The organism is Thiofilum sp., from assembly GCF_016711335.1.
In the GTDB taxonomy this organism is placed as follows: domain Bacteria; phylum Pseudomonadota; class Gammaproteobacteria; order Thiotrichales; family Thiotrichaceae; genus Thiofilum.
Genome location: NZ_JADJTF010000001.1, coordinates 663,715 through 680,808, shown reverse-complemented (window position 1 = coordinate 680,808; position 17,094 = coordinate 663,715). Strand labels below are relative to the sequence as shown.

Annotated in this window: 12 protein-coding genes; 5 read left to right on the top strand and 7 right to left on the bottom strand. The window is 44.8% G+C overall.

Features of this window, described 5'->3' with window-relative positions; translation table 11 throughout:
• Positions 1-5: 5 nt before the first annotated feature.
• The 3 genes from IPL34_RS03220 (at position 6) to IPL34_RS03210 (ending at position 9,204) form a co-directional block, all read left to right on the top strand.
• Positions 6-5,345 carry a hypothetical protein gene (locus tag IPL34_RS03220; RefSeq protein WP_296837627.1) on the top strand — a complete coding sequence of 1,780 codons (5,340 nt, stop codon included), beginning with the start codon at positions 6-8 and terminating at the stop codon, positions 5,343-5,345.
• Positions 5,346-5,473: 128 nt separating this feature from the next.
• Complete coding sequence (locus IPL34_RS03215) at positions 5,474-8,434, top strand: IPTL-CTERM sorting domain-containing protein (RefSeq protein ID WP_296843032.1); 2,961 nt, start codon at positions 5,474-5,476, stop codon at positions 8,432-8,434.
• A gap of 308 nt (positions 8,435-8,742) precedes the next feature.
• Entirely contained in the window at positions 8,743-9,204 is a 462-nt protein-coding gene (locus IPL34_RS03210) for a TlpA disulfide reductase family protein (RefSeq protein WP_296837624.1), read from the top strand.
• A 67-nt stretch (positions 9,205-9,271) separates the two neighbouring features.
• Here the strand turns inward: IPL34_RS03210 and IPL34_RS03205 are convergent, their stop codons facing one another.
• From IPL34_RS03205 to surE, 3 genes are all read right to left on the bottom strand, one after another.
• A complete protein-coding gene (locus tag IPL34_RS03205) occupies positions 9,272-10,273 on the bottom strand; it encodes a LysM domain-containing protein (protein WP_296837621.1) in 1,002 nt (333 codons plus the stop codon).
• A gap of 417 nt (positions 10,274-10,690) precedes the next feature.
• Complete coding sequence (locus IPL34_RS03200; RefSeq protein ID WP_296837618.1) at positions 10,691-11,368, bottom strand: protein-L-isoaspartate(D-aspartate) O-methyltransferase; 678 nt, start codon at positions 11,366-11,368, stop codon at positions 10,691-10,693.
• Positions 11,369-11,396: 28 nt separating this feature from the next.
• Positions 11,397-12,137, bottom strand: a complete 741-nt coding sequence (gene surE / locus IPL34_RS03195; RefSeq protein ID WP_296837615.1) for a 5'/3'-nucleotidase SurE — start codon at positions 12,135-12,137, stop codon at positions 11,397-11,399.
• Positions 12,138-12,210: 73 nt separating this feature from the next.
• On the opposite strand from surE, the gene IPL34_RS03190 reads away from it, so the two are divergent.
• Positions 12,211-12,768: a Smr/MutS family protein gene (locus IPL34_RS03190; RefSeq protein ID WP_296837613.1), complete on the top strand. Its 558-nt coding sequence runs from the start codon at positions 12,211-12,213 to the stop codon at positions 12,766-12,768.
• A 30-nt stretch (positions 12,769-12,798) separates the two neighbouring features.
• Here the strand turns inward: IPL34_RS03190 and ubiB are convergent, their stop codons facing one another.
• Positions 12,799-14,490, bottom strand: coding sequence for a ubiquinone biosynthesis regulatory protein kinase UbiB (ubiB, locus tag IPL34_RS03185; protein ID WP_296837610.1), 1,692 nt, complete (start codon positions 14,488-14,490; stop codon positions 12,799-12,801).
• Entirely contained in the window at positions 14,487-15,101 is a 615-nt protein-coding gene (locus IPL34_RS03180; protein WP_296837608.1) for an SCP2 sterol-binding domain-containing protein, read from the bottom strand. The genes ubiB and IPL34_RS03180 overlap by 4 nt, the downstream gene beginning before the upstream one ends.
• 159 nt (positions 15,102-15,260) lie before the next feature.
• Here IPL34_RS03180 and mgrA point away from each other — a divergent pair, with 159 nt between their 5' ends.
• Entirely contained in the window at positions 15,261-16,286 is a 1,026-nt protein-coding gene (gene mgrA, locus IPL34_RS03175; protein ID WP_296837606.1) for an L-glyceraldehyde 3-phosphate reductase, read from the top strand.
• On the opposite strand, the gene IPL34_RS03170 is transcribed toward mgrA, so the two are convergent.
• Positions 16,283-16,765: a DUF3368 domain-containing protein gene (locus tag IPL34_RS03170; protein ID WP_296837604.1), complete on the bottom strand. Its 483-nt coding sequence runs from the start codon at positions 16,763-16,765 to the stop codon at positions 16,283-16,285. The genes mgrA and IPL34_RS03170 overlap by 4 nt on opposite strands.
• On the bottom strand, positions 16,765-17,019 hold the full coding sequence (locus IPL34_RS03165) for a UPF0175 family protein (RefSeq protein WP_296837601.1): 255 nt from the start codon (positions 17,017-17,019) through the stop codon (positions 16,765-16,767). Before IPL34_RS03165 ends, IPL34_RS03170 begins: the two co-directional genes overlap by 1 nt.
• Positions 17,020-17,094: the final 75 nt, after the last annotated feature.

The window sequence follows — 17,094 nt, the reverse complement described above, 5'->3', positions numbered from 1 at the left end:
AAATAATGCAACCAATAAAATTACGTCACTATTTGGGTTTGAGTGCGTCCGCTGCTTTACTATTAGGTAATAGCGCGTGGGCTGCTCAAACTATCGAATACGATATTCGCTGGAGTACAGCGGATAGTCGTTATCATGTTTACATGCGTCCTACCACTACGCCGACTCCTGATTTAAGTTTAACCTCTCAGGTTACTATTAAAGTGCCTCATGGTACAGGCGGCAGCCGCTTTGTGGTGACCGGTGTGACCAGTGCTGTAGCAGACACCATTTGGTCTGCTAACTCTCGTTCGGATGCACCGACTGAAGGTCCTGCTTACGACTATATTTCTTTCACCATGACACCGTTGTCACCTAGTGCATTTGCGTGGCAAGCCAATCAAGAAAAAGAAGTTTTTAGTTTCGGTAACTCTAATACCTGCCAAGTGGGCGGTGTACGTTTAATGGAGAATAATGATCCATTTAACGTTCCTAATAACTCTACCGGTACTAACCCCGGTAACCAGTTTACCAACTTAGGTTGGGGTGGTTCTGGTGACAATAACTACTTAGGTAATTATGGTGCGAATCTAGCTGACTGTACCGATAGCCTCGATAGTGATAAAGACGGTCTATTGGATGGTCAAGAAAAAGCCATTGGTACTGACCCATTCAATCCCGATTCTGATGGCGATGGTATTAATGATAAGGTCGAAGTCGGTGCTAATCCTGCTGCTCCCGTCGATAGTGATAAAGACGGTACTATTGATGCGCTGGATACTGATGATGACCAAGACGGTGTACCGACTAAGAGTGAAAACTATAATGGTGGTACTCCAGCAGATGATGATACTGATAAAGACGGTATCCCCGATTATTTAGATGTGGATGATGACCAAGACGGTATTCTCACTAAAGATGAGAACTATAATGGCGGTACACCTGCCGATGATGATACCGATGGCGATAAAACTCCGAACTACTTAGATACTGATGATGATGGTGATGGCGTCTTAACTAAAGACGAAACCAAGTTGGGTATGAACTCACTCAATCCGGATTCTGATGGTGACAGTGTTCCAGACGGTACTGAAATCGGTTCTGTTGCAGCACCTCAAGATACGGATAAAGATGGTACTATTGATCCATTAGATACCGATGACGATCAAGACGGTAAGCTCACCAAAGATGAAAACTACAATGGTGGTACTTCCGTTGATGACGATACTGATGGTGATAAAACACCAGACTACTTAGACGTTGATGATGACGGTGACGGTCTGCTATCAAAAGATGAGACCACTATTATTGGCTCTAACCCCTTATCAGCAGATACCGATGGTGATGGTGTTGATGATAAGACTGAGGTAGGTTCCAATATTAATGCACCTACTGATACCGATGGTGATAAGACACCCAATGTATTAGATACCGATGATGACAACGATACTGTTCTCACTAAGTACGAAAATTACAATGGTGCAACACCCACTGATGACGATACTGATAAAGACGGTACACCAGACTACTTAGATACGGATGATGACGGTGACACTCTCCTAACCGCTAATGAGTCTCCTGATCCTGATAAGAATGGTAATCCATCCGATGCCTTAGATACCGATGGTGATAAAACACCCGATTATTTAGACACGGATGCTGATGGCGATGGTGTATTAGATAAGGATGAGTTAGCGCTCGGTTCTAACCCATTGAATCCAGACTCTGATGGTGATGGTATTCCAGACGGTGTTGAAGTAGGTGCTAATCCAGCCGCTCCTATCGATACTGATAAAGACGGTACCCCGGACGTATTAGATACCGATGACGATGGTGACGGTATTCCTACTAAGGATGAAAACTATAACGGTGGCACTCCAGCGGATGACGACACTGACAAAGACGGTATTCCTAACTACTTAGATACTGACGATGACGGTGACGGTGTTTCTACTCCCGATGAAACCAAATTAGGTTCACAACCACTCAATCCAGATACCGATGGTGATGGTGTACCTGATGGTGTGGAAGTGGGTGCTAACCCAGCCAGCCCGATTGATACCGATGGTGATAAGACGCCAGACGTATTAGATACCGATGATGACAATGACGGTATTTTAACTAAGTTTGAAAACTATAATGGTGGTACTCCAGAAGATGATGATTCTGATGGCGATAAGACCCCAGACTACTTAGATACCGATGATGATGGTGATGGCACTCCAACAGCCGCTGAACAACCTGATCCTAATAAAGATGGTGATCCCGCCGATGCAGTGGATACCAATGGTGATGGTACTCCAGACTATTTAGATGCTGATAACGATGGCGACGGTATTCCTGATGCGATTGAGAAAGCCATTGGCACTAATCCTAATAATCCAGACTCTGATGGTGACGGTGTTCCAGACGGTGTAGAAGCGGGTGCTAACCCAGCAACACCAGTGGACAGTGATAAAGATGGTACTCCAGATCCTCTTGATACCGATGACGATAATGACGGTACACCCACTAAGGATGAGAACTACAATGGTGGTACTCCTGAAGATGATGATACCGACAAAGATGGTATTCCAAACTATCTAGATACCGATGATGATGGTGATAGTGTTCCTACTAAGGATGAGACTACTATCGGTTCTAATCCATTAGATCCAGACACTGATAAAGACGGTGTGCCTGATGGCGTGGAAGTGGGTGCTAATCCAGCTAGCCCAACCGATACTGATGGCGATAAGACACCAGACGTATTAGATACGGATGATGATCAAGACGGTATCCTGACTAAGAACGAAAATTACAACGGTGGTACACCGGTTGATGATGATAGTGATAAGGATGGAACGCCTGATTACTTAGATACCGATGATGATGGCGATACTACTCCAACGGCTTCTGAGCAACCTGATCCTAATAAAGATGGTGATCCAGCCGATGCAGTAGATACTGACAAAGATGGTATTCCAGACTATTTAGATATTGATTCTGATAATGATGGTGTGCCTGATGCGGTTGAGAAAGCCATTGGTTCTAATCCATTAAGCCCAGACTCTGATGGTGATGGTATCCCTGATGCTACTGAAGCGGGTGCTAATCCTGCGACTCCAGTAGACAGTGATAAAGACGGTATTCCCGATCTATTAGATCCTGATGATGATAATGACGGTATCCCAACCGCCAATGAGAACTACAACGGTGGTACTCCAGCGGATGATGATACTGACAAAGATGGTATTCCCGATTACTTAGATCCTGATGATGATAATGATGGTGTCCCCACTACTGGCGAACAAGCTGATCCTAATAAGGATGGTAGCCCAGCCGATGCAGTCGATACTGATGGCGATGCTATCCCAGACTACTTAGATCCCGATAATACCGATGGTCCATTAGGTGATAAGGATGGTGACGGTCTAACCAATGGCGATGAAGCTAAGCTTGGCACTGATCCTAATAGTCCTGATACGGATGGTGATGGTATTCCCGATGCTACAGAAGTTGGTGCTAATCCAGCCGCTCCAGTCGATACCGATGGTGATGGTAAGCCTGATGCGCTTGATGAAGATGATGATCAAGATGGTATCTTAACCAAAAATGAGAACTATAACGGTGGCACTCCAGCCGACGATGATAGTGACAAAGACGGTATACCTGATTACCTAGACACTGATGATGATAATGATGGTCGTCTGACCAAAACCGAATCACCAGATGTGAATGGTGATGGTAGCCCAGCCGATGCAGTGGATACTGATAAGGATGGTACACCTGATTATCTCGATCCAGACGATGATGGTGACGGTTTACCCACTAAGGATGAAGTTGCCACTATTGGCACTGATCCAATGAATCCAGACACCGATGGTGATGGTATTGGTGATGGTAAAGAGGTGGGTGCTAATCCAGCCGCTCCAGTCGATACTGATAGCGATGGTAAGATTGATGCCTTAGATACTGATGACGACAACGACGGTGTATTGACCAAGTTTGAAAATTACAATGGTGGTACTCCAGAAGATGACGATACTGACGGCGACGGTAAACCAGACTACTTAGACACTGATGATGATGGTGACGGTCGTCTGACCTCTGCTGAAACACCCGATGCTAATACCGATGGTAATCCAGCCGATGCCTTAGATACGGATGCCGATGGTAAACCAGACTATTTAGACGCGGATGATGATGGTGACGGTTTAGCCACTAAGGATGAGGCGACAGTGGGTACTGACCCAATGAACCCTGATACTGATGGTGACTCTGTACCGGATGGTGTTGAAGTCGGTGCTAATCCAGCTAGCCCAACGGATACTGACAGCGATGGTAAGATCAATGCATTAGACACTGATGATGACAATGATACTGTCCTCACCAAGCATGAAAACTACAATGGTGGTACATCAGCGGATGACGATACTGATAAGGATGGTACACCAGACTACTTAGATACCGATGACGATAATGACAAGGTTCTGACCAAAGATGAGCAGCCTGATCCAAATGGTGATGGTAATCCTTCAGATGCGGTAGATACTGATGGTGACATGCTCCCAGACTACTTAGATGCGGTAGCCGACTCTGTGGCTATTAAAGTCAAAGTAATGCTGCAAGGTGCTTATAGTAGTTCAACGGGTATGATGGCGGATACATTACGTACTCTGACATTAATTCCTAGCAGCCAACCTTACGGTGCATTGTCCTATCGTCACACCGGTAATGAGGTAGCAGCGCCTTCCTTATTGACGGTATCTGGTAATGATGCCGTAGTGGATTGGGTCTTAGTCGAGTTACGTGACTTCACTCAACCTAAAACAGTAGTGAAAACTATTGCTGGTTTAGTACAACGCGATGGTGATGTAGTCGATGCGGCGACTGGTTCAGACGTATTACGCATGAGTGGTGTACCCACAGCGGGCTACTATGTCGCTGTGCGTCATCGTAACCACATGGGTATTATGACCAATACCGGTATTGGGTTATCAGCTAATCCAGTCTTAGTAGACTTTACTAATCCGACTGTGATTACTCATGGCTCTAATGCACGTATCGTCGCAGGTGGTAAAGCCTTAATGTGGGCAGGTAACGCCAACGACCAAGCCAATAGCTCTTATGCAGTGATTGCGCAAGGTCCTGATAACGACACCAGTACTATCTTAGGTAATGTGTTGCTATCAGCAGGTAATGGTACAGTGAGTACTAACTATCGTCTGAATGGTTACCGTTTAGGGGATCTGACTATGGATGGTATTACCATCTTCGCAGGTCCTGATAACGATGTGAACTTACTCTTAGGTAACGTTCTAATGCACCCAGGTAATACTACCTTCAGTGCTAACTACGTCATTAACGAGCAATTGCCGAAGTAATGACCAAAGGGAGTGGCAGCTAAGGGGCTGCCATTCCCTTATTTGGGTTTAAATGGCTAAGAAAAGAGCGGTAATTAATAATGAAAAAAATAAATGGCCACGCTGTAATAAGGGGTTTTGTTTTGCTAATGCTGACGCAAGCCAGCAGCATAGCGTTTGCAGGGACAACGACTGAGGGTGTGGAGTACAACATCCGTTGGGATAGTACAGCTCAGTTATATCGTGTTTTTATGCGCCCTACCTCGGTTCCGAATCGGAATTTAACTCTGTCTTCTCAAGTCACTATTAGAGCGCCCCATTCTGCAAGTACTACTGAACGGTTTGCACCTGCGAATGTCACCTCTACAGTTTCCGGCATTTTTTGGTCGAATAGTTCTACGGTAAGAGCACCTAGCGAAGCGACCGATATTGATTATTTATCTTTCACTGCCACCATTACTAACCCACAAGCGTTTCCTTGGGTCGCTGATCAAGAGCTAGAGGTGTTTAACTTCAAGAACTCTGGAGCCTGTTTAGGGGCAGTAGAGTTAATGAATAATACTTCGGATCCTTTTAATGTGCCCAATGGGGGGAACTCAGTCGGTACGAATCCGGGCAATCAGTTTGCTAATATTGGTTGGATGCCTGATCCAGAAGTGATTGAGAATAATTATTTGGGTAATTATGGTACGGCTGCCATTTGCGATAATGGTAATCCTAATCCCAATAAAGTACCCAATGCGATGGACGACACGTTAACAGTAAAGTCTGGCGATTCAGGTAGTGTTGCAGTGTTAGTCAATGACTCTGATCCTGATAATGATACGCTGACTATTACCAAATTTACTCAAGGTACGGCGGGTACAGTTGCCCAAGATGGCAATAATTTGGTTTATACGCCGACCTCAACAAGCGCAAAAGCCGATTCATTTACTTATACAGTCTCTGATGGTAAGGGTGGAACAGCCAGTGCCACGGTTTATGTAACGATTGATAGCACGGCGAATACTTGTCCTACCGCACCCACGACTGTAGTAGCTAACTCTGTGTATTATCGAGTGGATTATGATAATGCCGCCGCTCGGTATCGTGTGTATATGTATCCGGGCAGTACACCTGCACCTAATTTAAGTTTAACCGGACAAGTGACTTTAAAAGTTCCGCACGCTGCTCAAACGATAGATCAATTTACCATTAATGATTTGCAGTCGGCAGTTACTAATGTGGAGTGGACGGTAGGGTCGGTAGTACGTAGTCCCACCGAAGAGACCAATAGTGACTATATCTCGCTGACCTTTAATACTACGGATAATCAATCCTTTCCTTGGCAGGGCGATAAACCGATAGAGGTGTTTAACTTTAAGAACTCTGGTAGTTGTGAGGTGGGTGCTATTCAACTCATGGCGAATGATGACCTATTCAATCAATTGCCCAACTCAGTAGGTACAGGGCCTGGTAACCAATTTACCAATCTAGGGTGGGGTTCTTATAGTGATAATAACTATGCCGGTAATTATGGTTGCCCGATTGTCAAACCAGCCGTGTGTAATCCAGTACCTGATCCCGATACCGATGGCGATGGTTTAAAAGATTCTGAAGAAACAAAGTTAGGTACTGACCCTACTAAAGCCGATAGTGATGGGGATGGTGTTAATGACAAGCTTGAGGTAGGTTCCGATCTCAATAGCCCTATTGATACCGATGGGGATGGTAAGATTGATGCCCTAGATGATGATGATGATAACGACGGCATTCTGACTAAAAACGAAAATTATAATAACGGCTCACCGATTTCTAATGATACCGATGCTGACGGCAAGGCGGATTACTTAGATACGGATGATGATGGTGATGGCGTACTCACTAAGAATGAAAATTATAATGGGGGTACTCCAGAAAATGATGACACCGATGGTGACGGTAAGCCTGATTATCTGGACGTAGACGACGATGCTGACGGTGTGTTTACTAAGTATGAAAACTATAACGGCGGTACACCTGAAGATGATGATACCGATGGGGATGGTAAGCCCGACTATTTAGACATCGACGATGATAACGATAGTCTAGAAACCGTTTCTGAAAGCCCAGATCCTGATGGTAATGGTAATCCTAGTGATGCTAAAGATTCAGATGGTGATGGCAAACCTGATTACCTTGATGACAAAGATGATACTCCAGTTGATACTGACACTGATAAAGATGGTTTAACTGACAAACAGGAAACCGCTTTAGGCACTGACCCAACCAAAGCAGATACCGATGGTGACGGTATTAATGATAAGGTCGAGGTAGGTGCTAATGTCAGTACTCCGCTGGATACCGATGGTGATGGCAAGATCAATGCGCTAGATACGGATGATGATAATGATGGGGTATTAACTAAATACGAAAACTATAATGGTGGTACTCCAGAAAATGATGATACCGATGGTGACGGTAAACCCGACTATTTAGATGAGGATGATGATTTAGACGGGATTGCTACTAAATCTGAAAACGCTGATCCTAATGGCGATGGTGATCCGAGTGATGCTAAAGACTCCGATGGTGATGGTATTCCTGATTATTTAGATAATTATGATGACACTAGCAATAACCAAGACACTGACAAGGATGGTTTAACCGACGCCCAAGAGGCGCTGATTGGTACTGATCCCAATAAGGCAGATAGTGATGGGGATGGTGTACCGGATAAGGTTGAGGTAGGTGCGAATCCTAATGCACCGCGTGATACCGATGGCGATGGTAAAATCGATGCCTTAGATACAGATGACGATAATGACGGCATTCTGACAAAATTTGAAAACTATAACGGTGGCACACCTACCGATGATGATACCGATAATGATGGTATTCCAGACTATTTAGATGCCGATGACGATGGTGATGGTACTCCTACTAAACAAGAGGTATCCGATCCTAACGGTGATGGCAGTCCTAGTGATGCGGTAGACAGTGATAAAAATGGTATCCCTGATTATCTGCAAGGTACGATTCAACCCGATAGTACTGTTAAACCCGTACCTACCTTATCACAATGGGGTCAAATTCTATTGTCGCTGATTCTTGGTGGTTTAGCGTTAGTGCGTCTGAGATCAAGAAGCTAAGTGAATTACTTGGCTTAGTTAACAGCTTGATCAGCAAAGAAAAACGACAAGTATTCTGGCAGTACTTGTCGCTTAAATACCACTTGCAATCCAAGAACGCTAAATTTAGCCTACAGGCGTTCAAGTCATTAAATTCAGTTAAATAATTTAATGGATTTAGACTAGATTTATAGGGTGTAGGTGTTGGCTATTAGAGCGGCTTGTTGGAGTACGGTGTGTGTACTTAGTCATTTTTAATCAAGCATTACCCACTTATAACTACATCGTTTTAGCTTAAATTGTCTGTAGTATCAGATTGAGGATTCAGCATGAAAAAAATTCAATGGATATTAGGTTGCTTTATATTAATGTTTTGTTCCATAGCGAATGCTGGTGGACAAGCGCCGGATTTTTCTTTCCGGGATATTGATGGTAAGCAACATCGTTTGTCAGATTATCGTGGTAAATGGGTAATTGTAAATTACTGGTCTATGGAGTGTGGTCCTTGCTTACAGGAGATTCCGGCGCTCAAGGGGATTGCACAACGTTATCGTAATAAGGCGGTGGTTTTAGGGATGGATGCGGGTGAGACCCCAGTAGCACGTATGAAGCAGTTTATGCGTCAACGTGGTATTAATTATACCGTTGCACCGACTCAAGACAGTACTATGTTTGCACTAGGGTTAATTTATGGGGTTCCTACCACTTATATTATTTCGCCTAATGGACAAATTGTAGATACTCATATGGGTGCGGTAACGACTCAACAATTATTACGTTATATTAAATAGCACTCCATTCAACGACTAGAACCAAGTACTCAGCTAACATTAGCTAGCTGAGTAGAACCATAAGTCATTATTTTAATGCTAATACTTGACCGGGCTTAATGGTGTAGTCAGGGCCTTGGAGTTTATTGAGGCGAATAATATCTTTCCAATAAACGCCCGTATTACGCATCACTTGGAATACCGTATCTCCACGCTGTACGGTGTAGCTATTGCCCCCACTATAGCTAGTGGTGGATGCTGTCACACCGGGGTTTTTCAGATTATTAACGCTGTAATCACTATAGGCTGTGTTGCCTGCATTGTACTCATAAGCATAATTAGGATTAGCCGGCTGGGCTTTAGGTTTAGTGTAATTGAAGTAATCATCACTAGGCGTAGTACTGTAGTAGGTATTAGCTGAGGTAGACGGTAGAGTGCTGCTATAGCTGGTGCTAGGAGCTGCATTAGGGCTGTAATTATAATCACCTACGCCACTGTAGTCGAAATTTGCGCCAGTGTAGGTATCGGTGCTAGGTTGAGGAGCAACACTGTAGTTGTAATTATAGTTAGGCTGTGGAGCTGGGGTATAACGCGGTGCTGGCGTTGGAGCTGGTGCATAACGTGGCGCTGGCGTTGGGGCTGGAGCATAACGCGGTGCGGGTGCAGGCGCATAGCGTGGCGCTGGTGCAGGCGTATAACGTGGAGCAGGCGCATAGCGCGGCGCTGGAGCCGGTGTATAGCGCGGAGCAGGTGCAGGTGCGGGACGATATTGTACCGGAGCACTAGGGCGATAAACCGGACGCACTACTACTGTATTAGGGCGTGTTACTGCTGTAGAAGTACTGGTACGCACGGGGGCAACATGAGTATGAATAATACCGCTAGGAGGTAAAATATGCGTATGTACTTTGCCACTATGCGAGTGAGTGACGGGGGTATTAGCGCTTTTAGCCGCTGCGGCGGTATAGCTATAAACTTTAGGTGCAGGCGTATTAGAAGTCATTAAATAGCTATCACTTTGAGGGGCACAGGCCGCACTCACTATACCCGCTAATGACACTGTAATTGTTGCTTTAAGTTGTCTGTTCATAGATGACACCTGTAATAATAAAATCAAGGAGTAAGGAGTGGCGACTAGGACATTGAGTGATTGACACTTTAATAGCTCGATGTAAAGTAAATTGCCCCTTAGCTATGAAGTAGCTAGGCAGTAAAATCGGTAAGCCAACCAACTACTTGACCCGATTGTAAATCAAATTCCCTGTCTATTAACCGCCCATTAAGCTTTATCAGCTTAGAACTTGATAATGTCTGCTCTAGGCTTTGGAATCAAGCATTCTTTATGTGGATTTATTCAGCTAAAAATAATTTAGCGTTAATGTCTGAAAAAACATCTCATTTACCACACTTAACTGAAATTAGTCTGAATTAGGCGTTATTAGCTAGGCCGATTTAAAGTTGAAAAGTTCAATTTTTTATTGATTTTAAGTCAGTTAGCACGCCTAGCTTAATTTTTATCACGAATCAGTGGGACAAATTGTACAGGTTCATAAGTCACCGTTTCATAATGCTGTTCAGGATAACGGGTAATCACTTGCAGCAATTGCTGTGTACCTTGCTGCCCTACTGGAATAATTAACCTCCCCCCCTCCGCCAGTTGTTCCAATAATACTTCAGGCACTTGTTCAGGCGCTGCGGTTACGACAATGGCATCGAAGGGGGCTTCTTTAGCCAGACCCCAACTACCATCACTCAAAAGAGTACGAATATTGCGATAGCCTAAGTCACGTAGCAGTTGCTTAGTATTTTCGTAAAGTGGCTTAATACGTTCTACGGTATATAACTCTTTGACAAAAGGGGCGAGCACGGCGGCTTGATACCCTGAACCCGTACCCACTTCTAATACCTTAGTGAGCGGGCGCTCGGTTTTTAGAGCCAGCTCCGTCATCCGTGCCACAATATAGGGCTGAGAAATAGTCTGCCCATAACCAATAGGCAGCGCGTTATTTTCATAAGCACGGATAGAGAGGGCTTCATCTACAAATAAATGACGCGGTATTTTACTGATCATATGCAGCACCGCCTCGTCCTCAATACCTTTGCTACGCAGTAATTGCACCAAACGATCCCGCGTGCGCTGTGAGGTCATGCCACTGCCTTGAATATCGAGATTGCGATTATACATGCTTATATAACTGTCCTCCGTGAGCTGTTTATTGTTGTAGCCATTGGTGGGTAGCGTCTAAAATCCGATGGCGTGTTAAGTCACTATGTAAAGGCGTAATCGAAATATAGCCATTACGCACCGCATAAAAATCGGTTCCTTCGCCTGCATCTTGCTCTTTACCCGGAGGACCAATCCAATAAATATCGCGCCCGCGTGGGTCTTTATCTTTAATCACAGGCTCGGCTCTGTGTCGTTGACCTAAACGGGTCACTTGAATGCCTTTGATTTGCTCCCAAGGTAAATCAGGTACATTCACATTCAGAATCATACTGCCTTCAGGATAATCAGGGATTTTAGGCAATAGGGCTAGTACCGCTTGTACCGCCGTTTCAAAATAGCGCGGGCGATGATTAGCGATAGAGACTGCAATGGCTGGATAACCTAAATACCGCCCCTCCATTGCAGCGGCAACCGTGCCTGAGTACAGCACATCATCTCCCAAATTTTCACCTGCATTAATGCCGGAAATCACAATATCGGGCGGATCGGTATATAATCCGGTTAAAGCCAAATGGACACAATCCGTCGGTGTACCATTTAAGCTATAAAAATCAGTCCCCTGTTGTAGGAGGCGCAACGGATTTTCTAAAGTAAGTGAGTTACTCGCACCACTACGATCTCGATCCGGTGCAACGGTAATGACTTGATGGATAGGGGATAACGCTTCACGCAGCCTATTAATACCGGGAGCTAAAAAGCCGTCATCATTACTGAGTAAAATATTCATAGCATCTAGTGTTTTATTAATGTTTATGTTGTATTTGGGCTGTGAAGCCATTATCTAGTCGGGGAGCCTAAATATGTTGCGATTTAAACCTAAACCCCAGCCCGATAGTGCTGATGATATAGCCCTGTTTCGTGAGTGGGCGAAAGATGTCACTCCCTTACGTGCTACTAATCAAGTGGCTCATTATACAAGAAAGCCGCGTCCTATACCGCTGAAAACGATTGAAGATGAGCGTCAAGTGCTGATCGATATGTTTTCGGATGAGTATGACCCGACGGATATGCAGCCGGGTGATGTGTTGACTTATTGTCGTGCGGGTATTCAACAGCGCGTGTTTTTAAAGCTCAAACGTGGTGGCTATCGGGTAGCCAGTGAAATTGATTTGCATGGCTATAATGTCGATCAGGCACGACAGTATTTATATTTTTTCCTGCAAACCGCCCACCCTAGACAAGGCGAATGTGTACGTGTGATTCACGGCAAGGGCAATGGTTCCTCTAATAAAGGCCCGGTATTAAAGATCAAAATCAGCCGTTGGTTGCGCCAACATGATCGAGTACTGGCGTATCATTCAGCACGTCCGGTCGATGGGGGCACCGGGGCGGTTTATATTTTGTTAAAAGCTCAGTAATCCTATAAAGCTGTAAGAGTACTTGAGTTTTCAAGTACTCCACTGTTTAGGCTGTGAGCGCATAACACTATAGATCAATAAACCTAAACCCATTCCACCCAAGCCCCAACTCAAACTCGAAATACCCCACCAAGACATTAATTGCCAATTACTAGGCACTAACAGCGCACTGATTAATAATATTCCGCCTAAGAGCACATAGACTAGAGTACGCTGTTGATATTGTAATTGTTGGCGTAATAACTCTAATTGCTCTGATTCAAAACGTGTGGTGAGTTTATGTTGCACCGCTTGTTGCGCTAAATCATGCAGCAGGCTAGGCATATAAGGGAGTTGCTCTAAAAACTTAGGTGCATTGATTTTTACCCCTTTCCACAGCGCTCGAATACCCACTTGTTCATCCATCCAACGCTGCAAAAACGGTTTAGCCGTTGCCCATAAATCCAAATCGGGATAAAGCTGGCGTCCTAAACCTTCAATATTTAATAACGTTTTTTGCAATAAGACTAATTGTGGCTGCACTTCCATATTAAAGCGTCGTGCGGTTTGAAACAGGCGCAATAATACATAACCAAACGAAATATCTTTCAGCGGTTGTTGGAATATCGGTTCACATACGGTACGAATCGCAGCTTCTAATTCCTCTACACGAGTAGTAGCGGGAACCCAACCCGATTCGACGTGTAATTCGGCAACGCGCTTATAGTCACGATTAAAAAAGGCGTAAAAGTTTTCGGCTAAATAGCGCTGATCTTCATTGGATAAAGTCCCCACAATCCCAAAATCCACCGCGATATAACGCGGATCATCAGGATTATGCGTTTCAACAAAAATATTGCCCGGATGCATATCGGCATGGAAAAAATTATGGCGAAATACTTGAGTAAAAAAGATTTCTACCCCACGCTCCGCTAGGCGCTTGAAATTAATATTCAGCGAGCGCAAGCGTTCAATATCGCCCACCGGAATACCATAAATGCGCTCCATCACCATCACATTATCGCGTGTGTATTGCCAATCAATCGCGGGTACATACAGATCAGGCGAACCTTCAAAATTGCGCCTTAGTTGGCTGGCATTCGCCGCTTCGCGCTGCATATCTAGCTCATCAAGAATGGTTTTTTCATATTCACGGACAATTTCTACCGGATGCAAGCGCTTACCCTCGCTCCAATAGCGCTGCACTAAACCCGCAAATAGATACATCACCTCAATATCCTGCTGGATAGTTTTGAGCAGATTAGGACGCAGTACCTTAACAACCACTTCTTGACCACTCCACAGCGTGGCAGCATGTACTTGCGCCATCGATGCTGAAGCTAGTGGCTCACTATCAAACTGCTGGAATACGGTGTTTAATGACTGACCGTAAGCTTTTTCAATAATAGCTCGTGCTTCATTACTCGCAAAAGGCGGAACGCGATCCTGTAAGCGGCTGAGTTCTAAAGCAATATCATCAGGCAATAAATCGCGCCGTGTGGAGAGCATTTGTCCAAATTTAATAAAAACAGGACCTAACTCCTCCAACGCCACTCGAATCCTAACCCCTAAAGGCGCTTGCTCATGTTGCACCCAATTCCAAGGCAGTAATTTGTAAATAAAACTCACCGGACGCAGCAGTGGAATACTGAAAAATAATTCATCCAAGCCCTGCTGAATAATGACGCGAATAATCGACCATAGACGCATTAAACGTCTTAAACCTTTAATCGGTGCAATCATTCCACGTCTGCCTGTGTTGTAAGACGCTGGACGCGGGCGGCTAGTCGATCCGTGTCAGCGCGTAGGGTATCGACGGCATCAAGGTAATAATTCAATTCAGCATCGGCAGGCAAGACGCGACTTTCTTCTTGTAAGTATTCGCGGGTATTGAGGCGCATAGCTTGTGCCGTATCTTTGAGCCAGCCTTGAGTACTACGAGCCGTCTCACCCATTTGATGTGCGACTATATCGCCCACCACCTGAGAGAGCAGTTCTTCCCACTCAATATCGACCTCTTTTAGAATTTCACTAAAGCGCTGCCCCGTGCGTAAATCACCCTCTATTTTTACCCCCGACTCTAATAAGGCTTTGCTCGCATCCTCACTCAAGGCTAGCTTAGATAAAGCCATTGCCGAGCCACTGATGGTTACATCGGGATCAGTTTGATAGTCCATGCTAATCGTGACACCGCTGGATGTGGGAATAAAAAATACCTTGAGGTCTAAACCCGTAATGTGCACGGCAATAATCCGCCCTTGTAAGGCGGTGATGCGTGGCAAGGCATCAGGGTCGAGTTGGAGCCAGCGATTAAACGCCGCTTCCAATGCGGCAATGAGAGCAGTGAGTATCATAGGGCTATATCAAGCGGATAAATAATTGCCTAGTAGTGTAACACGAATCGACTCCATACTTTGATAAGCTCTTTAATCCACTATGCACTCAGTAACTAATCAACTTAAGGCACAATTTGCGCTACGCTTTAGCTTTGGCTAATCGCAGGAGTTTTGATTATGTTATATACCCCCTATCCTCAGCGTTATGACACTATGCTCTATCGGCGTTGCGGACGCAGTGGCTTAAAACTACCCGCGCTTTCATTCGGTTTATGGCATAACTTCGGCACGAATGGCACAGCCGATAATGCGCGTGCCATGGTCAGACGTGCCTTTGATTTAGGGATTACCCATTTTGATTTAGCCAATAATTATGGACCCCCTCCGGGGTCAGCCGAGCAATTATTTGGTAATTTTTTACGCCAAGATCTAGCGCCCTATCGAGATGAACTGATTATCTCGACCAAAGCAGGCTATGACATGTGGGCAGGGCCTTATGGTCAAGGCGGCTCACGTAAGTATCTGCTGGCTAGTCTCGATCAAAGCCTCAAGCGTATGGGCTTGGATTATGTTGATATTTTTTATTCGCATCGTTTTGACCCTGAAACCCCGATTGAAGAAACCATGCTGGCATTAGATAACGCTGTGCGCCAAGGTAAAGCCTTGTATGTAGGCATTTCGTCCTATTCCGCCAGTAAAACGCGTGAAGCCGCCGCGATTTTGCGTGAATTAGGGACACCGTGTTTAATCCATCAGCCTTCTTATTCCTTGCTCAATCGTTGGATTGAAAAGGAGCTATTAGGTACTTTAGAAGAGGAGGGTATGGGCTGTATTGCGTTTTCCCCCCTCGCTCAAGGCTTACTAAGTAATAAATACTTAAAAGGTGTGCCAGCGGGTTCGCGTGCTACGCAAAATTCTTCGTTTTTGGGTGAGTTTCTCAATGAGCGCAATTTAGCGATGGTACAAGCCCTGAATCAAATTGCTGCCGCGCGGGGTCAGTCTTTAGCGCAAATGGCGTTAGCATGGGCTTTACGGGATCGGCGTATTACCTCGGTCTTAGTGGGCGCGAGTAGTGTGAGCCAATTAGATGAGAATGTGGCAGCTTTAAATCATTTAGTGTTTGAGGCAGAGGTTTTACAAGCGATTGAACAAGTAGCACAAGACGGAGGGATTAATTTATGGGTGCAGTCGAGTAGTTTTTAGGGGTAATCTTCACCCGCCAATTCCAATACATGTTTTACTACTCGCTCACTCAAGTAAATACCGGAACGCTGGATAGCCGCAATAGGCGGCTTGATAGCTGGAATCAAGCCCCTTTCTTTGGCACGTAGCAGGATACCAACACTACCAATAGTGCTTATTCCGTTCAGGATAGCAACTTTTTTAGCACGTTGGTCATCCACTAAAAATCTATCGGCGTTCAAGTAGCGGTAAAGTGCCATTGCGTGCAATTCGCCACGTCCCAAGCCATTGATCGAAAAGATATAAGATGAAAGATCAATGTCGATGGTTTTGTCTGCGAGGTAGGTGGCTAAACGATTAGCCTGCGGTTTACCGAGAAGCGTACACTCCTCAAAGACAGGGCGAGGAACACGAACTTCCTGAAATAGTACATCCAATAATGGCAACATATCACATTCAGCGAGTGCGATCAGTGCGGATGAGTCAGCAATAATCAGCATCAGGCAATTTTCCGCAGGTCTTCGAGTTCTGCATCCAATTCTTCCGGCGCGAAATCAATTAGCGGAATATTACGTTTTTGGCATTCAGCAATTAAGGTGAAGCGATCCACTCCTGCAAACTCAGAGGCTGCGCCAGCAGACATATTGCCCGATTGGAACATAACTAGCGCAGCATATAGTTTGATACGTTTACCAAATTCACTAGGGGACTGATCGATCAGGTATTGATCTGGTATATCTAGCATGATTTGCATACGAAAACACCTTTTTAAAATTTTATTTTAAATAACTAACTATCAATCGATTAGATCCTATTCTAGCAATAGTAT